The organism is Bradyrhizobium sp. OK095, assembly GCF_900109945.1.
Lineage (GTDB): Bacteria > Pseudomonadota > Alphaproteobacteria > Rhizobiales > Xanthobacteraceae > Bradyrhizobium.
Genome location: NZ_FOBX01000021.1, coordinates 1 through 21,511 on the forward strand (window position 1 = coordinate 1; position 21,511 = coordinate 21,511).

17 protein-coding genes and 1 tRNA gene are annotated in these 21,511 nt (G+C 63.3%); 14 read left to right on the top strand and 4 right to left on the bottom strand.

Annotated elements, in window-relative coordinates; all coding sequences use genetic code 11:
• Positions 1-246: 246 nt before the first annotated feature.
• Positions 247-909 carry a TetR/AcrR family transcriptional regulator gene (locus BMW89_RS34855; protein WP_092034872.1) on the bottom strand — a complete coding sequence of 221 codons (663 nt, stop codon included), beginning with the start codon at positions 907-909 and terminating at the stop codon, positions 247-249.
• A gap of 318 nt (positions 910-1,227) precedes the next feature.
• Here BMW89_RS34855 and BMW89_RS34860 point away from each other — a divergent pair, with 318 nt between their 5' ends.
• Positions 1,228-2,463, top strand: coding sequence for an acyl-CoA dehydrogenase family protein (locus tag BMW89_RS34860; protein WP_092034873.1), 1,236 nt, complete (start codon positions 1,228-1,230; stop codon positions 2,461-2,463).
• Between the two features lie 131 nt (positions 2,464-2,594).
• Positions 2,595-3,653: a phosphotransferase family protein gene (locus BMW89_RS34865; RefSeq protein ID WP_092034874.1), complete on the top strand. Its 1,059-nt coding sequence runs from the start codon at positions 2,595-2,597 to the stop codon at positions 3,651-3,653.
• Between the two features lie 95 nt (positions 3,654-3,748).
• Here BMW89_RS34865 and argE read toward each other — a convergent pair whose 3' ends face one another.
• Positions 3,749-4,936, bottom strand: coding sequence for an acetylornithine deacetylase (gene argE / locus BMW89_RS34870; protein WP_092034875.1), 1,188 nt, complete (start codon positions 4,934-4,936; stop codon positions 3,749-3,751).
• Between the two features lie 942 nt (positions 4,937-5,878).
• Positions 5,879-6,664, bottom strand: a complete 786-nt coding sequence (locus tag BMW89_RS34885; RefSeq protein ID WP_092034876.1) for an SDR family NAD(P)-dependent oxidoreductase — start codon at positions 6,662-6,664, stop codon at positions 5,879-5,881.
• Positions 6,665-6,797: 133 nt separating this feature from the next.
• Here BMW89_RS34885 and BMW89_RS34890 point away from each other — a divergent pair, with 133 nt between their 5' ends.
• The 3 genes from BMW89_RS34890 (at position 6,798) to BMW89_RS34900 (ending at position 10,419) form a co-directional block, all read left to right on the top strand.
• Complete coding sequence (locus tag BMW89_RS34890; protein WP_177196542.1) at positions 6,798-7,496, top strand: histidine phosphatase family protein; 699 nt, start codon at positions 6,798-6,800, stop codon at positions 7,494-7,496.
• 69 nt (positions 7,497-7,565) lie between these two features.
• Entirely contained in the window at positions 7,566-8,333 is a 768-nt protein-coding gene (locus tag BMW89_RS34895; RefSeq protein ID WP_092034878.1) for an SDR family NAD(P)-dependent oxidoreductase, read from the top strand.
• A gap of 121 nt (positions 8,334-8,454) precedes the next feature.
• Complete coding sequence (locus tag BMW89_RS34900) at positions 8,455-10,419, top strand: AI-2E family transporter (protein WP_092034879.1); 1,965 nt, start codon at positions 8,455-8,457, stop codon at positions 10,417-10,419.
• 4 nt (positions 10,420-10,423) lie between these two features.
• Here BMW89_RS34900 and BMW89_RS34905 read toward each other — a convergent pair whose 3' ends face one another.
• Entirely contained in the window at positions 10,424-11,647 is a 1,224-nt protein-coding gene (locus tag BMW89_RS34905) for a serine hydrolase domain-containing protein (RefSeq protein WP_092034880.1), read from the bottom strand.
• Between the two features lie 150 nt (positions 11,648-11,797).
• Between BMW89_RS34905 and BMW89_RS34910 the strand changes: the two genes are divergently transcribed.
• From BMW89_RS34910 to rpoB, 9 genes are all read left to right on the top strand, one after another.
• Positions 11,798-11,873, top strand: a tRNA-Trp gene (locus BMW89_RS34910).
• Between the two features lie 345 nt (positions 11,874-12,218).
• A complete protein-coding gene (gene secE / locus BMW89_RS34915; protein ID WP_063682740.1) occupies positions 12,219-12,410 on the top strand; it encodes a preprotein translocase subunit SecE in 192 nt (63 codons plus the stop codon).
• The gene (gene nusG / locus BMW89_RS34920; RefSeq protein WP_008136441.1) at positions 12,410-12,964 is read left to right on the top strand and encodes a transcription termination/antitermination protein NusG; all 555 of its coding nucleotides are present in this window, start codon (positions 12,410-12,412) and stop codon (positions 12,962-12,964) included. The genes secE and nusG overlap by 1 nt, the downstream gene beginning before the upstream one ends.
• 130 nt (positions 12,965-13,094) lie before the next feature.
• The gene (rplK, locus tag BMW89_RS34925; RefSeq protein ID WP_045008228.1) at positions 13,095-13,523 is read left to right on the top strand and encodes a 50S ribosomal protein L11; all 429 of its coding nucleotides are present in this window, start codon (positions 13,095-13,097) and stop codon (positions 13,521-13,523) included.
• A 6-nt stretch (positions 13,524-13,529) separates the two neighbouring features.
• On the top strand, positions 13,530-14,222 hold the full coding sequence (gene rplA / locus BMW89_RS34930; protein WP_092034881.1) for a 50S ribosomal protein L1: 693 nt from the start codon (positions 13,530-13,532) through the stop codon (positions 14,220-14,222).
• A 90-nt stretch (positions 14,223-14,312) separates the two neighbouring features.
• Positions 14,313-15,266 (top strand): 2-hydroxyacid dehydrogenase, encoded by a 954-nt coding sequence (locus BMW89_RS34935; RefSeq protein WP_092034882.1) that lies wholly within the window; start codon positions 14,313-14,315, stop codon positions 15,264-15,266.
• Between the two features lie 583 nt (positions 15,267-15,849).
• A complete protein-coding gene (gene rplJ / locus BMW89_RS34940) occupies positions 15,850-16,368 on the top strand; it encodes a 50S ribosomal protein L10 (protein WP_092034946.1) in 519 nt (172 codons plus the stop codon).
• A 54-nt stretch (positions 16,369-16,422) separates the two neighbouring features.
• Positions 16,423-16,794 carry a 50S ribosomal protein L7/L12 gene (gene rplL / locus BMW89_RS34945; protein WP_074828450.1) on the top strand — a complete coding sequence of 124 codons (372 nt, stop codon included), beginning with the start codon at positions 16,423-16,425 and terminating at the stop codon, positions 16,792-16,794.
• 484 nt (positions 16,795-17,278) lie between these two features.
• The gene (gene rpoB, locus BMW89_RS34950; protein WP_092034883.1) at positions 17,279-21,394 is read left to right on the top strand and encodes a DNA-directed RNA polymerase subunit beta; all 4,116 of its coding nucleotides are present in this window, start codon (positions 17,279-17,281) and stop codon (positions 21,392-21,394) included.
• The last annotated feature ends 117 nt before the right edge of the window (positions 21,395-21,511 follow it).

Below are 21,511 nucleotides of genomic sequence, written 5' to 3' on the forward strand. Positions count from 1 at the left end.
AGCCCCCGCCCATCAACCCCAGCCGCCGCCAATCCTGCAAAATCCCCGGCCAGATCGAGTTCTGCTACGGCTGAGTTTCCCCGGACAGCCCTGCGCTTGCGGGGAGAGGTCGGATCGCTCTTGCGATCCGGGTGAGGGGGTACATGTCTCTCGACGATCTCACGTGCGGAGAGAGGCCCCTCACCCCAACCCTCTCCCCGTAAGAACGGGGCGAGGGAGCGCACCGTCGGCGTGGCGCGTCTTGCGCTAACGCGCCGCCATCTTCGCCGGCGCCTTGGCCTCGACCTTTCCCGCCGTCAGCGCCATCGTCGCGACACCGACCACGCGCGCGACCACGTCTTCGACGTCATCGAGATCGCATTTGCCTTCCGACAGCTTTGTCAGCCGCTCGCTTTCGCGGATGGTGTGGTGCGCCATCGCGAGCGCGAAATTGAGGCCCCAATAGATATCGACGTCGCTGCGATCGGGCAGGGCGCGCCGCATGGCGCCGGCGAATTTGCGCAGATGGTCGATCTCGCGGTTCTTGATGCGGCGGATCGGCGGCACGGACTCGATCGAGGCGCGGATCATGAAGCGCGCCGCGGTGGAGCGCTGGTTCTCAGGTCCCAAGCAACCGCGCAAGGTCGGGCCGACCAGTGCGTGCAGGATCACCTCGATCGGCGCGCGGCCGCCGCCTTGCTCTTCCGCCGCCTTCAACTCGCGCAAGCGCTCGCGGTTGGTCGCGATCGAGCGGGTGACAAATAATTCCGCGATCAGCTCGTCCTTCGAGCCGAAATGATAGTTCACCGCGGCCAGGTTGACATTGGCCGCCGCGACGATGTCGCGCAGCGTCACGTCGCCAAAGCCGCGATCGGCATAGAGCCGTTCGGCGGCGGCGAGAATGGCAGACCTTGTATGATCGCTGGCCATGGATGCCCTCTAAAGCGCGATGAGATTGGGATGAATCGTCATCGCGCTTTAGGTTGTTGTTTGCGCATAATCTTTTCGGAAAACCGCTTCGCACTTTTCCGGATCATGCTTCAGGCGGAGGGAGTTGCAATTCAAACACTTGTATGAAACTATCGTTTGAAGGCCGGAGAAAGTCAATCCGCAATCGAGACTCGTTCGCAAACGCGCGATCCGGTTCCGAAGCTCGCAAAGCGCATGCATTCGCGCTTGCGGGCCGTGCGCGGCGGGAGGACAGTCCGGCGCAAAACAGTTTCGCAAAGAGAAACCGAGGAGCGTCCCATGGATTTCGATCTGTCCCCCAAGCAGAAGGAATGGCTCGACCGCGTGCAGTCCTTCATGGCCAAGCACGTGCGTCCGGCGGTGCCCGTTTATGACGAGCAGGATCGCACCGGCGAGCGCTGGAAGGTCATTCCTGTGCTCGAGGACCTCAAGAAGATTGCGAAGGCCGAAGGCCTTTGGAACATGTTCATGCCGCCGAACCAGCATGAGGACGACGAATTCCGCGGCGCGGGATTGAGCAATCTCGAATACGCGCTGTTGTCGGAAGAGATGGGCCGCGTCACCTGGGCCTCGGAAGTGTTCAACTGTTCGGCTCCCGACACCGGCAACATGGAAGTGTTCATGCGCTACGGCTCCAAGGAGCAGAAGCGTAAATGGCTGCGCCCGCTGATGGACGGCGAGATCCGCTCGGCCTTCCTGATGACGGAGCCGGCGGTGGCTTCGTCGGATGCGACCAACATCGAGACCAGCATCAAGAAGGACGGCGATCACTACGTCATCAACGGCCGCAAATGGTGGTCATCAGGCGTCGGCGATCCCCGTTGCAAGATCGCGATCCTGATGGGCAAGACGGATTTCAACGCGGCCAAGCACCAGCAGCAGTCGCAGATTCTGGTTCCGCTCAACACTCCCGGCATCAAGGTCGAGAAGATGCTCCCGGTGTTCGGCTACGACGACGCGCCGCATGGCCACGCCCAGGTGCTGCTCGACAACGTGCGGGTGCCCAAGGAGAACATCCTGCTCGGTGAGGGCCGCGGCTTCGAGATCGCGCAGGGCCGTCTCGGTCCGGGCCGGATCCATCACTGCATGCGCACCATCGGCAAGGCCGAGGAAGCCCTGGAGAAGATGGTGAAGCGGCTGACCTCGCGCTCTGCGTTCGGCAAGAAGATCGTCGAGCACTCTGTGTGGGAGCAGCGCATCGGCGATGCCCGCACCAACATCGAGATGACGCGGCTGCTGTGCCTGAAAGCCGCCGACATGATGGACAAGGTCGGCAACAAGACCGCGCAGGCCGAGATCGCCATGATCAAGGTCGCAGCGCCCAACATGGCGCTGAAGATCATCGACGAGGCGATCCAGTCGTTCGGTGGCGCCGGTGTCTCGGACGAAGCGGGCCTTGCCAAGGACTACGCCCACATCCGCACGCTGCGTCTCGCCGACGGTCCGGACGAGGTGCACAATCGCGCCATTGCAAGGCTCGAAGTTCGGAAGTATGCCAATTCTCCCAAGCATTAAGCGGGAGGGCAGGATCGCGCTCCCGACTTAAGAAACGACAGGGCATGATCCGTGATCGGATGACCGCTTGACGCAAGTGCAAGAGCAGTTACCGATTAGGATCATGTTCGGACTGAAGAGGGAGCGTCACCGTGGCTGACGGCGTCAGGAAAGACGAAGAGTTCTCGGGCACCAAGCCGGTCGAGGAGCGTCATCGCATCGACGAGATGCGGCTCGAGGCCTGGCTGCGCGACAATGTCGAAGGCTATGAGGGCCCGCTGGTCATCCTCCAGTTCAAGGGCGGCCAGTCCAATCCGACCTATCGCCTGGACACGCCGAAGCGCTCTTACGTGATGCGCAGAAAACCGTTCGGCAAATTGCTGCCGTCGGCGCATGCGGTCGATCGCGAATACCGCGTCATCGCAGCCCTTGGAAAGCAGGGTTTTCCGGTCGCGCGCGCCTATGCGCTGTGCCAGGACGACAGCATCATCGGTTCGGCCTTCTACATCATGTCGATGGAAGATGGCCGGGTGTTCTGGGATCCGACGCTGCCGAGCCAGACGCCGGAGGATCGCCGGAAAATCTTCACCAGCAAGATCGAGACGCTGGCCAAGCTGCACATGTTCGATCCCACGGCGATCGGCCTCGGCGATTTCGGCAAGCCCGGCAATTATTTTGCGCGGCAGATCGACCGCTGGACCAAGCAGTATCGCGCGTCCGAGACCCAGCACATTCCGGAGTTCGAGAAAGTCGCCGAATGGCTGGTGAAGACCGTGCCGGAGCAGGCGCGGGTCTCGATCGTGCACGGCGACTACCGCCTCGACAACATGATTTTCCACGCGACGGAACCGCGCGTGCAGGCGGTGCTCGACTGGGAGCTGTCGACGCTCGGCGATCCCATGGCCGACTTCACCTATCTGCTGATGCAGTGGGTGATGCCGGGCCTGGACGGCGCCGACCTCAAGGCGCTCAACATTCCGAGCGTGGAGGAAGCAGCCCAGATCTATTGCAACGTCACCAAGATGACGGTGCCTGATCTGAACTGGTACTTCTCATACAATCTGTTCCGCCTCGCCGGCATCACCCAAGGCATCGCCGGCCGCGTCCGCGACGGCACCGCCGCGAATGCCAAGGCGCTGGAGTCAGCCAAGCGCACCGTGCCGCTGTCGAAGGCGTCATGGGAATACGCGCAGAAGGCGGGCGCGGTTTAATATCAACTCGCCACTCTCGTGTCCCGGACGCGCTGCAGCGTGCAACGCTGCTGCGCAGAGCCGGGACCCAGTCACTTGGCTGCGCCGCTCTCCGGCTACCCCTTCACACAATGCGCGATCAGCTTCGCCACAAACCCCGCACACTTCTCCAGCTCCGCCATTTCCACGAATTCATCCGGCGTATGCGCCTGCGCGATCGAGCCGGGGCCGATCACCACCGAGGGGATATCGGCGATGCTGGCAAACAAACTCGCTTCGGTGCCGAAGGCGACCTTGGCGTGGTCGTTGCGTCCCGCAAGGCTCTTGGCGAGCGTGACGATGGCCGCATCGGCCGCCGTGTCGAGCGCGGGATAGTCGAGGATCTCCTCGAAATCGATGCCGCACTGCGGATGTCTCGCCTTCATCGCCGGCTCAAGCTCGGCCTTCGCCCAGGCGACGATCGCATCCGTCACCTCCCTGGACTCGGTGATGCCGATGCCGCGGCATTCGAAATCCACCGTGCAGGTATCAGGCACGATGTTGAGTGCAGCGCCGCCATGCACGATGCTGGTCAGCAGCGTCGAGTGCGGAACGTCGTAGAGACTGCCGCGCTCGGCCTGGCCTGCGAGCTTCACCGCGCGGCGACGGATCTCGACGATCAGTTCGGCCGCATATTCGATCGCATTGACGCCGTCGGGTGCGATCGAGGAGTGGCGGGCGAGGCCGCGGAACGTCGCGCGCACGCCGTGCTTGCCCTTGTGGCCGATGATGACCTTCATCTCGGTCGGCTCGCCGATGAAGGCGCCGAGCGGCTTCACTTTCTTCTTCGCGACCTCGCCGAGCATCGGCCGCACGCCGACGCAGCCGATCTCCTCGTCATAGGAGATCGCCAGATGGATCGGCGTTGTCAGCTTCGCCTCCAGCATCTCCGGCACCATGGCGAGGCACACCGCGACAAAGCCCTTCATGTCGGTGGTGCCGCGGCCGTAAAGCTTGCCGTCGCGCTCGATCAGCTTGAACGGATCGTGGCTCCAGTCCTGGCCGATGACAGGCACCACGTCGGTATGGCCCGACAGCACGAGACCGGGGCGATCCTCCGGCCCGATCGTGACCCACAGCGAGGCCTTCTGACCGGTCTCATCGGTGATGCGCTCGCCCTTGACGCCGAGGAAAGCGAGATAGCTCTCGATGTGGGCGATCAGGGGCAGGTTGGTGCGATCGCTGATCGTGTCGAAACCGACGAGGTCGGTGAGGAGGTGGCGAATGCGATCGGGGCGTGAGCTCGGGAAAATCGGGTTCGGCATTGTCATTTCTTGTCGGAGGAAGATTGAGGCTGATGTGCTTGCACGAACCATACCAATGTGGCGGCCGATCGGGCAAATCAACTCAGCCCCGTAGCCGGATGGAGCGAAGCGCAATCCGGGGCCGCTGTGTCTGCGCGGATAGAATCCCGGATTACGCTTCGCTCCATCCGGGCTACGAGACCTTGTGTTGCCCGACGGGCAAAACACCCAAGCTGCCGGTCAATGCCCGCTCGCAAAAATATTCCACTTTACCGAAATTCGGAAACGGCGTATGCATCGCCGCAACCCGGCCCAAGGAAGAGGGGCGTATCGCGATCGTCACGAACGCGGGCCGGGCGGCGGTGGACGCTGATGACATCGGCGCGAAGGCTTTCGCAGGGCGGGCAACCGTGAGCGATGCGCGTCGCGCGCACGACCGGTGTGATCGGCGTACGGCAAAATCGTGTGGTCCTGACGCCCGGGGTCTGTGCGTCAAGTGTTGCGGTGATGTGGCGGCCCGACCGGGCACGCGCATCAGCCATCCGCAAGGCGACGGGGGCAATAGTGCATCGCTCCCCGGGGAGAGCACGACATAAGCCGTAAAACCATTGCGCAGGGAAGGCCGGTTGTTAGGCTTCACCTGTATGCCGCTGTGCAAATTCTTGTTGCCACCTTCCGCACAGTGGACCGTGGGTGCCCGGCCGGCACCCGGTCTTCCCTGCGCCCTCTTTCAATTGAGGGTGAGACGACGAAGCAAAGCTCGGGCGAAATGAGCCGCGAGGATGAGAAGGTGTGTCTAATCTTGAACACAGGTCTCGTGCCCCGGACGCAGCGCAGCGTCTCTTCGACGGTGCGCTGCAGAGCCGGGGCCCATGTAGTAGCGAGTGCGGTGGCTTCTCTGGGTCCCGGCTCTGCGCAGCAACGCCAAGAGCGTTGCAGCGCGTCCGGGACACGAGAGCTGTGCTAAACCGGCTTCCCCGCATACGGCATCGACGCCGTCAGCCCGCCATCCACCGGGAATGCCTGACCATTCACATACGACGCTTCGTCGCTCGCCAAAAACAATCCCATCGCGGCGAGCTCGTGCGGCTGGCCGGGGCGCTTCAGCGGATTGAGCTGACCGATCTTGTCTTGGGTGCCGCGCTCCTTGGCACGATCGAAGATCGGCTTGGTCATGCCGGTCTCGATCAGGCCCGGGCATACCGCGTTGATGCGAACGCCGGTGCCGGTGAGCGAGTACGCCGTGGTCTGCACCAGCGAGATCACACCGGCCTTGCTCGCGGCATAAGGATGACCGCTGGCACCGGCCTTGAGGCCCGCGACGGACGCGGTCAGCACGATTGCGCCGGACTGCTGCTTCGCCATGTGCGGCATCGCGTGCTTCACCGCGAGGAACGGCCCGATCAGATTGACGCGCAACACCTCTTGCCACTGTTCCACGGTCTGCTCGCCGAGCGGGACGAGTCCGCCGGAAACGCCGGCATTGGCCCAGATCACATCGAGCCGGCCATGCGTCTTCACCGCCCTGTCGATGACGGCCATCACGTCGTTCTCGGAGCCCGCATCCGCCATCATGGCTTCCGCGACACCGCCGGCCTTCTTTACCTCGTCGACGGTCTCCTTCACGGCCTCGGTGCGATCGACCGCGATCAGTTTGGCGCCTTCCCTCGTGAACAGGAGTGCCGCCGCGCGACCGATGCCGCTGCCGGCGCCGGTGATGATGACGGATTTGCCTTGCAGACGGCCCATGCGTTTCTCCCTTTGGCTCACACGCGGCGCTTGCCGCGCGACGGAATTTCAAACAGAATTTGAAACAGTAAAGTGTCTTGAGACACGTTCACACCTGACGTACAGCGACATCACACGGGATGGAAGGGCTTCAATGGCAACCGCAGACAAGCCGAATGTGGTCACGACACGGTGGTGGTGGGTCCGTCATGCGCCGGTGCGCAACGACGGCGGCAACATCTACGGGCAGAGCGATCTCGCCTGCGACACCAGCGACACCTACGTGTTCAACGCTGTTGCCAAGGTGCTGCCACGCAACGCGGTCTGGTATTCGAGCAATCTGATGCGCACGCACCAGACCGCGGAAGCGATCTGGGCAGCCGGCTACCCGAAGCCCGCGTCGATGCCATGGGAAGCGGACCTCGCCGAGCAAAATCTCGGGACATGGCAGGGCATGAATCGCGCCGCGTTCATCGCGAGCCGTCCTGTCGGTTCGAGCTGGTTCGCCGACATCAACGAGCCTGCGCCCGGCGGCGAAAGCTTTATGGATCTCTATAACCGCGCGCGCCGCACCATCGAGCGCATCAACAGCGATGCGGCCGGCCGGGATGTGATCGCGGTTGCCCATGGCGGCACCATCAAGGCCGCGCTTGGGCTCGCGCTCGATGGCCAGGTGGAGAAGGCGCTGTCGTTCGATATCGACAATTGCTCGATCACGCGGCTCGACTATTTTGCGAGTCCTGAACGCAGCGTCTGGCGGCTGCCGATGGTGAACCAGCAGCCGTGGATCGCAGATGACGCGCATGCGGAGATGCATCAGCCCGCGGGACCGGAAGTCAAGAAGCTCGCCTGAAGCTGTTGTCCGCTCGCGCGGACGCGACGTAAGCTTCGGGCCAATCAAATCATACTCTGGGAGAGAAACATGACCTTGTTCGACATGAAGGGGAAAGTCGCCGTCATCACGGGATCGACGCGCGGCATCGGACTTGCGATCGCCGAGCGCATGGCCGAGCACGGCGCCAAGGTCGTGATCTCCTCGCGCAAGGCCGATGTCTGCGAGCAGGTGGCCAAGGGCATCAACGACAGGTTCGGCAACGGCACGGCGGTCGCGATTGCCGCCAACATCTCCTCGAAGGAAAATCTGCAAAACCTCATCGACGAGAGCAACCGCGCCTTCGGCAGGATCGACGTGCTGGTGTGTAACGCCGCGTCGAACCCGTATTACGGTCCGCTCGCCGGCATCTCCGACGACCAGTTCAGAAAAATTCTTGACAACAACATCGTCGCCAACAACTGGCTGATCTCGATGGTGGTGCCGCAGATGATCGAGCGCAAGGACGGCTCGGTGATCATCGTCTCCTCGATCGGCGGCCTCAAGGGCTCGACCATCCTCGGCGCCTACGCGATCTCCAAGGCCGCCGACATGCAGCTCGCGCGCAACCTCGCTTGCGAATACGGCAAGCACAACATCCGCGTGAACTGCATTGCGCCGGGCCTGATCAAGACCGATTTTGCCAAAGCGCTGTGGGACAATCCTGAGAATTTGAAAGCTTCGACCGCGCGCTCGCCGCTGCTCCGCATCGGCACCCCCGACGAGATCGCGGGCGCAGCGGTGTTCCTGGGCTCCGCAGCCGGCGACTTCATGACCGGCCAGACCATGGTGATCGACGGCGGCGCGACGATTAGCTGAGGCGATCACGCAGGAGGGGACGGTTGGCGAGCCGGTGCGGCGGGAACCAACCGGTTTCCGGCCCGTTAGCCCGCGCATTCGCCCCTGATCGTGGCGGCAGGCGACGGCCACAGCTAGACAGATGATCCCCACGGTAATCAAGCCGCAATCTTCCGACGACGTCTCCGCAATGGTTTTCGCGGTGGGCGCCGCGATCCTAGGGATCATCATCGTCTCGGCTCTCTATCTGGGTCGGGAAATCTTCGTTCCGGTCGCACTCGCCATCCTGCTGAGCTTTGTTCTGGCCGCTCCCGTCAGGTTGATGCAACGTCTTCACGCCCCGCGCGCGCTCGCCGTGGTCGGGGTTGTGCTGTTCGCCTTCGCCATCATTTTCGCCCTGGGAAGCGTGATCGCGACCCAGCTCAACGGCCTGGCCGGAGATCTGCCAAAATACCAGGTCACGATCTTGTCGAAGATCCAGTCGGTTCGCGGCGTCGCGGGCGGCAGCTCCACGTTGGAGCGTGCTGCCGGGATGCTTCAGGACCTTGGCAAGGAGCTGGACAAGCCCAAGTCGGTCGCGCCGGCCAATCCGCTGACCTCCGGCACTCCGACCCCCGGCGTCAAGCCGGTCGCGGTGGAGGTCTTGCAGCCAGATCCTGGCGCGCTGGAGAGCCTGCGCTCGCTGATCGCACCCCTGGTGTCGCCGCTGGCAACGACAGGCATCATCGTCATCTTTGTGATCTTCATCCTGATTCAGCGCGAGGATCTCCGAAACCGTCTGATCAGGCTGGCCGGCTCCCACGATCTGCAACGGACCACTGCGGCGCTGGACGACGCCGCGGCGCGCCTGAGCCGGCTTTTCCTCAATCAGCTCATGCTCAATACAGGCTTCGGCGTGATGATCGGCACCGGCCTGTGGCTGATCGGGATTCCCAGCGCGGCACTGTGGGGCATTCTCGCGGCCGTGCTGCGCTTTGTGCCCTATATAGGCTCGATCATCGCGGCTGCATTTCCGCTTGCGCTCGCGGTGGCGGTCGATCCGGGCTGGTGGATGCTGGCCTGGACAGCGGCGCTGTTCTTCGTCATCGAACCGCTGGTCGGCCAAGTGGTCGAACCCCTGTTGTACGGCCGCACCACCGGCCTTTCGCCCGTGGCCGTCGTCGTCTCGGCGACGTTCTGGACGGCGCTGTGGGGACCGATCGGGCTGGTGCTCGCAACGCCCCTCACCGTGTGTCTGGTCGTGCTGGGCCGGCACGTGGAAAGGCTGTCCTTTCTGGACGTCATGTTCGGCGATCGCCCGGCACTGTCGCCTCCGGAGATTTTCTATCAGCGCATGCTGGCGGGCGATCCGACCGAAGCCGCCGAGAAGGCCGAGCAATTTCTCAAGGAGAGGTCGCTCGCGGCCTATTACGATGAAGTCGCGCTCAAGGGCATGCAACTTGCCCAGTCGGACTTCGACCGCGCGGCCCTGGACCGGACGCGGCTCGCGCGGATCCGCGATACCGTGGTCGAATTTGTCGACGATCTCTCAGACCAGGACGATGGCCGTCCTGTTGGAACCGAGCGGACCGTGGACGCTGAGGCGGTCGATGCGGTGGAAGCCGTTGCGCCCGCCAGTGACCGGCCGGATATACCTGTGCTCGATGCGGCGGCCCTTGCAGAGCAATTTCGCGGCGAAAATGCTGTGCTCTGCATTGGAGGCCGAACCCTGCTCGACGAAGCCGGTGCCATCATGCTCGCGCAACTGTGCCGCGCGCATGGCGTCGGCAGCCGAGTCGAAGGACCGGAGGCCTTGTCCACCGCCAACATCTTCCGCCTCGAGACGTCAGGCGTGGCGTTGGTTTGTCTCGGCTATGTCGGCATCACGAGCCCGGCGCATTTGCGCTACGCGGTGCGCCGGCTTCGCCGCAAGCTGCCGCATGCGTCCATCATGGTCGGATGCTGGGCGGAGGGCGTCGCCAACATCGACGAGCTGCGTGAGACGGCGAAGGCCGATCTGTTTGCCACCTCGCTGCGAGAGGCGGCGCAAATCGTCGTCTCCATGGCACAAGGCCAAGATGGCTCCGAGCCGTCTGTCGCGGAGCCTGCCTTGTTGGCGCGTGCTTGAAAGGCTAATCCACCGCCGCGTAAACCAGATCCCGCACCAGCGTCCGCGTAAAATCGCGCTGGCCCGGGCCCTGGCTCATGAACATCGTGAACAGATCCTCCTTCGGATCGATCCAGAAGAACGTCCCGGCGATACCGCTCCAGAAATACTGGCCGACGCTGCCGGGGAACGGCGCGATGCCGGCCTCGCGGCGGACGGCGAAGCCGAGACCAAAGCCGTGGCCGGGCGACAGCAGCGTGCCGTTGGTCACGACGTGCGGGCCGAGATGGTCAGAGGCCATCAGCTCCAGCGTCTTGCGGCCGATGATCCTGTTGCCGTCAAGCGTGCCGCCATTGCGGAGCATCAGCGCGAAGCGGGCGTAGTCCATCGTCGTGGAAACGAGACCGCCGCCGCCGGACTCCATGACCGGCTGCTCGAGCATGTTGAAGAGCGCGACCTTGTCGCCGGTCCATGGATCGGCTTCGAACGGCTGGGCGAGCCTGTTGGCATTGGCCTCGGATGTCGAGAAAGCGGTTTCGGTCATCTGAAGTGGCGCGAGGATTCGTTCGGCGAGGAACGTGCCGAGCGATTTGCCGCTGACGACTTCGATGATGCGGCCGAGGATGTCGGTGGAGCGGCTGTAGTTGAACTCGTCACCGGGATGGCAGACGAGGGGGAAGCTCGCCACCAGCGCGGCGTGCTCGGCATTGGTGATCTTGCGGCTGCGGACGCGGGAGTCCTGATAGAGCTTGTGCACGGGGCCATCGCCTTGGTGCTCGTAGGTCAGGCCCGAGGTGTGGCGGAGCAGGTCCTGCACCGTCATCGGCCGCCTGGGCGGAACCAGTTCTAGTCTGCCGCCGCTGACCACGCCGACCTTCTGGTCGGCGAACTCCGGGATGAACTTGGCGACGGGATCGGCCAGGAGCAGGTGGCCGTCCTCAACCAGCGCCATGATGCCGACCGACACGATCGGCTTGGTCATCGAGAAGATCCGGAAGATCGAATCAAGCGCCATCGGCGTGGACCCGGCCGGGCTCTGCTTGCCGAGCGCCTCGAACCAGCCGACCTGGCCGCGCCGGGCCACCAGCACGGTTACGCCGGGAATGGTTCCCTTGTCGATCTCGCGCTTGAACGCATCCGACATCGCCTCCAGGCGAGGGCGCGACAGGCCGAGCGTTTCCGGCTTGGCCTCGGGCAGAGGCGGGGTATTCGGCGTGGTCGTGGGCCGAGGGGCGGCGTTCGCAGTCATGGTCACTCCCGGTTGTTCTTGATTATCGGGAACGGAGAGTGGCCCAGAAGGCTCGGCACAAACAAGCGAGGCCAGCGCGCTTCACCCTTGCAATCCAGCCGTCCCCTGTGCTTGAAAGCGGCCCTGATCCTAAGGCGACGCAGGGTCCGTAGGAGTGTAGCTCAATTGGTAGAGCACCGGTCTCCAAAACCGGGGGTCGCAGGTTCGAGCCCTGCCACTCCTGCCAGCTAATCCCAGACAATCAGGATCGACAGGCAGGACAGCGCGGGGCCGAAAGGCCCCGGGCATGGATCATGCGGGCCGGGTAAGCCCTTGATCCGGATCAGGTCCGCAGGCCGCGGCCGCGGGCATCCCGGCCTGGCCACACCTTGACCTTTGGCCCCATCCGCAGTAGATAGCCGACACTCGCAGCCGGCCCGTTAAACGCGGATCTCCGGCGCGGCTTTGAAATCCCCGAACAATCGAGCCCGGTTTCCGGCTCATCCTTCGAGACAGAGGGTTGGGCCAACGGCGGCTGTTCGGGTCCCTGAAATTCATTCGCGTCCGGCGACGGACGTTGGACATTCAAACGATGGCAGTCAGCCCGTTCAAGTTCTTGCAGGAAGTGCGCTCGGAGACCGCCAAGGTCACCTGGCCGACCCGTCGTGAGACCACCATCACCACGATCATGGTGTTCGTGATGGTCGCCGTGGCTTCGGTCTTCTTCTTCGCCGCCGACCAGATCATCCGCGTCCTCATCACCTTCCTTCTGGGCATTCACTGATGGCTACCGCAACCGCTCAACTGTCCGACAAGCGCTGGTACATCGTCCACGCCTATTCGAACTTCGAGAAGAAGGTCGCCGAATCGATCCGCGAGCAGGCCAAGCAGCGAGGGCTCGAGGAGCTGTTCGAGCTGGTGCTGGTTCCGACCGAGAAGGTTACGGAAGTGCGCCGCGGCCGCAAGATCGACGCCGAGCGCAAGTTCTTCCCGGGCTACGTGCTGGTGAAGATGAAGCTGACCGACGAGGCGTTTCATCTGATCAAGAATACGCCGAAGGTCACGGGCTTCCTCGGCGCCGAGAACAAGCCGATGCCGATCTCGGAATCCGAGGCCATGCGCATCCTGCACCAGGTGCAGGAAGGCGTGGAGCGGCCGAAGGCGTCGGTGTCGTTCGAGATCGGCGAGAACGTGCGCGTGGCCGATGGCCCGTTCGCCTCGTTCTCGGGTGTGGTCGAGGAAATCGACGAGGCGCGCTCGCGCGTGAAGGTCGCTGTGTCGATCTTCGGCCGCGCAACGCCGGTCGAACTGGAATTCGGTCAGGTCGAGAAGGTCTGATCGGGTAGCGCGTGAGACTTCGGTCTCACGTGAGAAGAGGCCGTGGGAGGGAGAGGGCGGTTGCCAGCCGCATCCGACCCAGACCACGAACCTGAAACCGCCGGCCTTGCCGGCACAACAGGAGTGATACATGGCAAAGAAAGTGACCGGATACCTGAAGCTTCAGGTCCCGGCCGGTGCGGCGAATCCTTCGCCCCCGATCGGTCCCGCGCTTGGTCAGCGCGGTCTCAACATCATGGAGTTCTGCAAGGCGTTCAACGCCCAGACCCAGAAGGAAGAGAAAAACACCCCGATTCCCGTCGTGATCACGATCTACGCCGATCGTTCGTTCACGTTCGAGATGAAGACGCCCCCGATGTCCTTCTTCCTCAAGCAGGCCGCCAAGATTCAGTCCGGTTCGAAAGCTCCGGGCCGTGACAAGGCCGGCGCGGTGACCAAGGCGCAGGTGCGCGAGATCGCCGAGAAGAAGATGAAGGACCTGAATTGCGATACCATCGAATCGGCCATGAAGATGGTCGAGGGCTCTGCCCGTTCGATGGGTCTGGAAGTGGCGGGGTAAGGGCTCATGGCAATCGGAAAGCGTTTGAACAAAGCCCGCGAAGGTGTTGATCGCGAAAAGCTTTACCCGCTCGCGGACGCCATCAAGATGGTCAAGGAACGCGCGAAAGCGAAGTTCGACGAGACCATCGAGGTCGCGATCAATCTCGGCGTCGATCCGCGTCACGCCGACCAGATGGTCCGCGGCGTCGTGACCCTGCCGAACGGCACTGGCCGTACGCTCCGCGTCGGCGTGTTCGCCCGCGGTGCCAAGGCCGATGAGGCCAAGGCTGCAGGTGCTGACGTCGTCGGCGCTGAAGACCTGGTCGAGAAGGTGCAGAACGGCACGATCGATTTCGATCGTTGTATTGCGACCCCCGACATGATGCCGCTGGTCGGCCGCCTCGGTAAGGTGCTCGGCCCGCGCGGCCTGATGCCGAACCCGAAGATCGGCACCGTGACCATGGACGTCACCGGTGCGGTGAAGGGTGCCAAGGGCGGCTCGGTCGAGTTCCGCGTCGAGAAGGCCGGCATCCTGCAGGCCGGCGTCGGCAAGGCCTCGTTCTCCGAGGAGAAGCTGGTCGAGAACATCAAGGCTCTGGCCGATGCTGTCTCGAAGGCAAAGCCGGCCGGTTCCAAGGGCACCTACATCCAGCGCGTTGCGGTGTCCTCGTCGATGGGCCCCGGCGTGAAGGTCGAGCCGGGCACCATTCTCGGCTGAGGTTCGAAAATTGCATGAGGCGAGGGGCGGAATCGGGCAACCGATTCCGCCCCTCGTCGTTTGTGGCAGCGTTTACCGGAAACAAGAACAATGACTGACAAGGTCCTGATCTATTCGCGCTTTCCCAAGACGATGATGGCGCGCTTCGCCGAGCGGTTCGAGCTGCTCGACACCGGTGGCAAGCCCGCGCGTGAGGTGTTTTCGTCCGATGAACTCGGCGGCATCCGCGCGGTGCTGACCGCAGGCGGCACGCCGTTCAGCGCGGAGGCGATGGACCTGTTTCCGAGGCTCGAGGCGATCGTCTGCTACGGCACCGGCTATGACGGCGTCGACCTGAAGGCGGCGGCCGCACGTAACGTCGCGGTCGGCCACAGCCCGGGTGCCAATGCCGCCTCGGTCGCCGATATCGCGATGACCCTGATGCTGGCGACGACAAGGCGGATCCTGGTCGCCGACCAATATGTCCGCAGCGGCGATTGGGCGGCCTCAAAGCAGTCGCCAATGATGCGGCCCCAGGCCGGCATGCCCGGCCGCCGTATCGGCGTCTACGGCATGGGCGAGATCGGCCGCAAGATCGCCGCACGCTGCGCCGCCTTTGAGAGCGAGGTCGGTTACTTCAGCCGCAGCAAGTACGATTTGCCCTATCAATATTTCCCGACGCTGGAGGCGCTGGCCGACTGGTGCAGCGTGCTGATGATCGCGGTCCGGGCCGGGGCCGAGACCCAGCATATGGTCAATGCCGATATCCTGAGGCGGCTCGGCGCGGACGGCTACGTCGTCAATATTTCGCGGGGCTCGGTGATCGACGAGAAGGCACTGGTCGCGGCGCTCACCGACAAGACCATCGCCGGCGCCGGCCTCGACGTCTTCGAGAAGGAACCGCACGCCCCCGACGCCCTGACGGCGCTCCCCAATGTGGTGTTCGCCCCGCATATCGGCGGCCACACCCTCGAATCGCACGTCGCCATGCAGAACTGCGTGCTGGCGAACCTGAGCGCGTTTTTCGAGGGCAAGCCGCTACCCTATGGGGTCAAATCGGCCTGAATCGGCCCTTGTCAGGCCGGGTCAAGCCCGGCCGGCAACGGATTGGAACTGGTGTGAATTTTGCTCTTGGCAAGCAGGCAGAGAGCGGTTAAAGAACCGCTTCCGAACGGGCTGGCCTCGGCTGGCGCGTTCGTGCACGCATTCCGAAAACCCGACAAGACAGGAGATCATTCCTTTTCAGGACGTCCGTAAGGATTTGCCCGAAAAGGAAGGAAAACCCGTCAGTTGGTGGGGTGCGGGCAGGGGTCGGGCGGTTCGCCGGCTGACCTTGTCCTGTCCAAGACTGCAGGCGCCCGCGGGAAGTTTCGATTTCTCAACGGCTTAATCGCATGGCCTGCATAGACGGGTGAAGACCGGATTTCACGCCGCATCCCACCTGAGGGTGGTTGCGGAATGGGTTTGGTTCGGACCTCGACACGCCGTGGGCTCCAAAGGGCTCCCGGAGGGCAGGCTTTGAATTGTCGTCTCGCCCGGCGCGTGTCCGATGGGTTTTTGACCCAGAGGTTCAGGTTTGGGTGGGACGATGGGTGCAACCCGGCGGTCCCGCTTTCTCGCGATGGCCGCCAACCGGAAAGAGCTTGCTGTGGAACGAGCGGCAAAAAAGGAAGCGGTCGAACAGCTCAACAAGGCCTTCAAGGCCACGAGCGTCGCGGTCGTTGCCCAATATTCCGGCCTGACCGTTGCCCAGATGCAGAAGCTGCGCATGCAGATGAAGCAGGCTGGCGCCTCGGTGAAGGTCTCGAAGAACCGTCTCGCCAAAATTGCTCTTGAAGGCACTGACGTCGTTGCCATCGGTCCCATGCTCAAGGGACCGACCGTGATCGCCACTTCGGACGATCCGGTAGCGGCGCCAAAGGTCGCCGTCGAATTCGCCAAGGCGAACGAAAAGTTCGTCATCATTGGCGGGTCGATGGGAACGACCGTCCTGAATGTCGACGGTGTGAAGGCGCTTGCCTCGCTGCCGTCGCTTGATGAACTGCGTGCCAAGATCGTCGGCCTCCTCGTGGCCCCGGCGACCAAGCTTGCGCAGCTCGCAAACGCGCCCGCGGGCAAGCTCGCGCGCGTCATCCAGGCCTATGCCTCAAAGAGCGAAGCGGCCTGACGCCCTTCGCAAAACTCAAACCCGAACCAGACTTACATTCAAGGAAACTGAAAAATGGCTGACTTGCAGAAGATCGTCGACGACCTGTCGGGCCTCACCGTGCTCGAAGCTGCTGAACTCGCGAAGCTCCTCGAAGAAAAGTGGGGCGTCTCGGCCGCCGCGGCCGTGGCCGTTGCCGGTCCCGCCGCTGCTGCCGCTGCTCCGGCGGAAGAGAAGACCGAGTTCACTGTCATGCTGGCCGCCGCCGGCGACAAGAAGATCGAAGTCATCAAGGAAGTCCGCGCCATCACCGGCCTGGGCCTGAAGGAAGCAAAGGACCTCGTCGAGGGCGCGCCGAAGGCTGTCAAGGAAGGCGTGAACAAGGACGAAGCCGAGAAGCTCAAGGCCCAGCTCGAGAAGGCCGGCGCCAAGGTCGAACTCAAGTAAGCAACGCTTACTGGCGAGATCCCGGGCGAGCTTCAGGCGGAGCCCGGGATCTTGGTCCACCCCTTGAAAGGGTGGGCCGGATGCAAAAGGCGTGCGACGGAACCTTCCGACGCAAGCCAAACACGAAAAAGTGTGGGGATTGGAGGGTTACCCCCTCGAATCTGCACTATTGTCGCCCCATATCGGTTCGGCAGCACGAAAGCGCGGTGGGCAGGGATGTCAGATTTCCCTGTAAGCCGTTGGGAGAGCAGGCTATTTCGGGCTTTTGCAGTCCGTGAAAACGATCATAGAGACGGGCGGGCGTGCCTATGCGCCCCGCGCGTCGTTTTGCGTTTTGAAGGTCTGAAGAACAGATTCAGGACATGACGGCCTGAAACTGAGTTTCCGACCCCCAAGGCGGGTTCGAAAAAATTCAACCCGGGGAGCGGCGGCAGCTGCGTTCCGGACGGCGCGCCCAGAGCGGGCGACGAAATGAGAGGCCACGATGGCGCAGCAGACATTCACCGGTCGCAAACGCGTTCGCAAGTTCTTCGGACACATCAAAGAAGTGGCCGAGATGCCGAACCTCATCGAGGTTCAGAAGGCGTCCTATGACCAGTTCCTGATGGTCGACGAACCCCAGGGGGGGCGTCTCGACGAGGGTCTGCAGGCGGTGTTCCGCTCGGTGTTCCCGATCTCGGACTTCTCGGGCACCTCAATGCTGGAATTCGTCCGCTACGAGTTCGAGCAGCCGAAATACGACGTCGACGAGTGCCGCCAGCGCGGCATGACCTTCGCTGCGCCGCTGAAGGTGACGCTGCGCCTCATCGTGTTCGATATCGACGAGGAAACCGGCGCGAAGTCGGTGAAGGACATCAAGGAGCAGGACGTCTACATGGGCGACATCCCGCTCATGACGATGAACGGCACCTTCATCGTCAACGGGACCGAGCGCGTCATCGTTTCGCAGATGCACCGTTCGCCCGGCGTGTTCTTCGACCACGACAAGGGCAAGACCCATTCCTCGGGCAAGCTGCTGTTCGCCGCCCGCGTGATCCCGTATCGCGGCTCCTGGCTCGACATCGAGTTCGACGCCAAGGACATCGTCTATGCGCGTATCGACCGCCGCCGCAAGATTCCGGTGACGTCGCTGATGTTCGCCCTCGGCCTTGACGGCGAGGCGATCCTCTCCACGTTCTACAAGAAGATCCAGTACAAGCGGACCAAGGAAGGCTGGCGCGTTCCGTTCGACGCCAACCGTTTCCGCGGCTACTCGACCGTCAACGATCTGATCGACGCCGATACCGGCAAGGTCGTGCTCGAGGCCGGCAAGAAGCTCACCGTCCGCGGTGCGCGTCAGATGCAGGAGAAGGGCCTGAAGGCGCTGCGCCTGTCGGATGCGGAACTCGTCGGCAACTACATCGCCGAGGACCTCGTCAATCCGAAGACCGGCGAGATCCACGCCGAGGCCGGCGAAGAGATCACCGACAAGTCCATGAAGGCCCTCAACGAGCAGGGCTACAAGGAATTGCCGATGCTCGATATTGACCACGTCAATATCGGCCCCTACATCCGCAACACGCTCTCGGCCGACAAGAACATGACGCGTGAGGACGCGTTGTTCGACATCTACCGCGTGATGCGCCCGGGCGAGCCGCCGACGGTGGATTCGGCGCAGGCGATGTTCCAGTCGCTGTTCTTCGATTCCGAGCGCTACGACCTCTCCGCGGTCGGTCGCGTCAAGATGAACATGCGCCTCGACCTCGATGCGCCCGACACCCAGCGCACGCTGCGCAAGGAAGACATCCTCTCCGTCATCAAGACGCTGGTGGATCTGCGCGACGGCAAGGGCGAGATCGACGACATCGACCATCTCGGCAACCGTCGTGTGCGTTCGGTCGGCGAGCTCATGGAGAACCAGTACCGCATCGGCCTCCTGCGTATGGAGCGCGCGATCAAGGAGCGCATGTCCTCGGTCGATATCGACACGGTCATGCCGCAGGACCTGATCAACGCGAAACCGGCCGCCGCAGCCGTGCGCGAGTTCTTCGGCTCCTCGCAGCTCTCGCAGTTCATGGACCAGACCAACCCGCTCAGCGAGATCACCCACAAGCGTCGTCTCTCGGCGCTTGGACCGGGCGGTCTGACCCGCGAGCGCGCCGGCTTCGAGGTGCGCGACGTGCATCCGACGCATTACGGCCGCATCTGCCCGATTGAGACGCCGGAAGGTCCGAACATCGGCCTGATCAACTCGCTCGCGACCTTCGCGCGCGTGAACAAGTACGGCTTCGTCGAGACGCCGTACCGCAAGGTCAAGGATGGTCGCGTCACCGACGAGGTCGTGTACCTCTCGGCGATGGAAGAAGGCCGCTACACCGTCGCGCAGGCCAACGTGCCGCTCGACGCCAAGGGCCGCTTCACTGAGGACCTCGTGGTCTGCCGTCATGCCGGCGAAGTGCTGCCGGTGGTGCCGGACAAGGTCGACTACATGGACGTGTCGCCGAAGCAGCTCGTTTCGGTCGCCGCGGCGCTGATCCCGTTCCTCGAGAACGACGACGCCAACCGCGCGCTGATGGGCTCGAACATGCAGCGCCAGGCAGTGCCGCTGGTTCGCGCCGAGGCGCCGTTCGTCGGCACCGGCATGGAAGGCGTCGTTGCGCGCGACTCGGGTGCCGCGATCGCGTCGCGTCGCTCGGGCGTGATCGACCAGATCGACGCGACCCGCATCGTCATCCGCGCCACCGAAGATCTCGATCCGACCAAGTCGGGCGTCGATATCTACCGTCTCATGAAGTACCAGCGTTCGAACCAGTCGACCTGCATCAACCAGCGTCCGCTGGTGAAGGTCGGCGACATCGTCAAGAAGGGCGACATCATCGCCGACGGTCCGTCGACCGATCTCGGTGAGCTCGCGCTCGGCCGCAACGTGCTCGTCGCGTTCATGCCGTGGAACGGCTACAACTTCGAAGACTCGATCCTGCTCTCCGAGCGGATCGTGAAGGAAGACGTGTTTACCTCAATTCATATCGAAGAATTCGAGGTGATGGCCCGCGACACCAAGCTCGGGCCTGAGGAAATCACCCGCGACATTCCGAACGTCTCGGAAGAAGCGCTCAAGAACCTCGACGAAGCCGGTATCGTCTACATCGGCGCGGAAGTGCGCGCCGGCGACATCCTGGTCGGCAAGATCACGCCGAAGGGCGAAAGCCCGATGACGCCGGAAGAAAAGCTTCTGCGCGCCATCTTCGGCGAAAAGGCCTCCGACGTTCGCGACACCTCGCTGCGCGTTCCTCCGGGCGTGCAGGGCACGATCGTGGAAGTGCGCGTGTTCAACCGTCACGGCGTCGACAAGGACGAGCGTGCGCTGGCGATCGAGCGGGAAGAGATCGAGCGTCTGGCCAAGGACCGCGACGACGAGCAGGCGATCCTGGACCGCAACGTCTACAACCGTCTTGCCGAGCTGCTCGAAGGGCGGCAGGGCATTGCCGGTCCGAAGGGCTTCAAGAAGGACACCAAGATCACCCGTGCGGTGCTCGAGGAGTACCCGAAGTCGCAGTGGTGGCTGTTCGCGTCGCCGAACGACAAGCTGATGGCCGAGATCGAGGCCATGCGGAAGCAGTACGACGAGTCGAAGAAGGGGCTCGAGCAGCGCTTCCTGGACAAGGTCGAGAAGCTTCAGCGCGGTGACGAATTGCCGCCCGGCGTGATGAAGATGGTCAAGGTCTTCGTCGCGGTGAAGCGCAAGATCCAGCCCGGCGACAAGATGGCCGGCCGCCACGGCAACAAGGGCGTGGTGTCGAAGATCGTGCCGATCGAGGACATGCCGTTCCTCGAAGACGGTACGCACGCCGACATCGTGCTCAATCCGCTGGGCGTGCCCTCGCGCATGAACGTCGGACAGATCCTCGAGACCCATCTCGGCTGGGCATGCGCCGGCCTCGGCAAGCGTATCGGCCAGACGGTCGATGCCTATTTGGCGAAGCAGGACATCCGGCCGCTGAAGGAAACCTTGAAGAAGGTCTACGGCGAGGACGAGACGATCAAGTCGCTCAACGACAACGAGTTGATCGAGCTTGGTCATAACCTCAGCCGCGGCGTGCCGATCGCGACGCCGGTGTTCGACGGTGCCAAGGAAGCCGACATCGAGGAGATGCTGAAGCTTGCCGGTCTCGACGCTTCGGGTCAGTCGACCGTCTATGACGGCCGCACCGGCGATGCGTTCGATCGCAAGGTGACGGTGGGCTACATCTACATGCTCAAGCTGCACCATCTCGTGGACGACAAGATCCACGCGCGTTCGATCGGTCCGTACTCGCTCGTCACCCAGCAGCCGCTGGGCGGCAAAGCGCAGTTCGGTGGTCAGCGCTTCGGCGAAATGGAAGTGTGGGCGCTCGAGGCTTACGGCGCGGCGTACACGCTCCAGGAGATGCTGACCGTGAAGTCGGACGACGTCGCCGGCCGTACCAAGGTGTACGAGGCGATCGTGCGTGGCGACGACACCTTCGAGGCCGGTATTCCGGAATCGTTCAACGTGCTGGTCAAGGAAATGCGCTCGCTCGGCCTCAACGTCGATCTGCACAATTCCAAGGTCGGGCCGGGGACGGCGGAAGCGGCCGAGTAACGCGACCTATCATGCCCGGCCTTAACGGCCGGGCATCGGCGCCCCACCCGAGGCCTTGAGGGCAGGGCGCCCCGCTTATGTGATTTTCGAATTTGCTGCCGGAGGCGACCGGCACGC

Excerpts from the sequence above, each read along its gene's own strand:
- BMW89_RS34890 (WP_177196542.1), top strand. The coding sequence starts at position 6,798 with ATGGCAACCGCAGACAAGCCGAATGTGGTCACGACACGGTGGTGGTGG.
- BMW89_RS34935 (WP_092034882.1), top strand. The coding sequence starts at position 14,313 with ATGACTGACAAGGTCCTGATCTATTCGCGCTTTCCCAAGACGATGATG.
- nusG (WP_008136441.1), top strand. The coding sequence starts at position 12,410 with ATGGCTACCGCAACCGCTCAACTGTCCGACAAGCGCTGGTACATCGTC.
- BMW89_RS34895 (WP_092034878.1), top strand. The coding sequence starts at position 7,566 with ATGACCTTGTTCGACATGAAGGGGAAAGTCGCCGTCATCACGGGATCG.
- rplK (WP_045008228.1), top strand. The coding sequence starts at position 13,095 with ATGGCAAAGAAAGTGACCGGATACCTGAAGCTTCAGGTCCCGGCCGGT.
- BMW89_RS34885 (WP_092034876.1), bottom strand. The coding sequence starts at position 6,664 with ATGGGCCGTCTGCAAGGCAAATCCGTCATCATCACCGGCGCCGGCAGC.
- BMW89_RS34855 (WP_092034872.1), bottom strand. The coding sequence starts at position 909 with ATGGCCAGCGATCATACAAGGTCTGCCATTCTCGCCGCCGCCGAACGG.
- rplA (WP_092034881.1), top strand. The coding sequence starts at position 13,530 with ATGGCAATCGGAAAGCGTTTGAACAAAGCCCGCGAAGGTGTTGATCGC.
- rplL (WP_074828450.1), top strand. The coding sequence starts at position 16,423 with ATGGCTGACTTGCAGAAGATCGTCGACGACCTGTCGGGCCTCACCGTG.
- BMW89_RS34905 (WP_092034880.1), bottom strand. The coding sequence starts at position 11,647 with ATGACTGCGAACGCCGCCCCTCGGCCCACGACCACGCCGAATACCCCG.
- secE (WP_063682740.1), top strand. The coding sequence starts at position 12,219 with ATGGCAGTCAGCCCGTTCAAGTTCTTGCAGGAAGTGCGCTCGGAGACC.
- rpoB (WP_092034883.1), top strand. The coding sequence starts at position 17,279 with ATGGCGCAGCAGACATTCACCGGTCGCAAACGCGTTCGCAAGTTCTTC.
- argE (WP_092034875.1), bottom strand. The coding sequence starts at position 4,936 with ATGCCGAACCCGATTTTCCCGAGCTCACGCCCCGATCGCATTCGCCAC.
- BMW89_RS34860 (WP_092034873.1), top strand. The coding sequence starts at position 1,228 with ATGGATTTCGATCTGTCCCCCAAGCAGAAGGAATGGCTCGACCGCGTG.
- BMW89_RS34900 (WP_092034879.1), top strand. The coding sequence starts at position 8,455 with ATGATCCCCACGGTAATCAAGCCGCAATCTTCCGACGACGTCTCCGCA.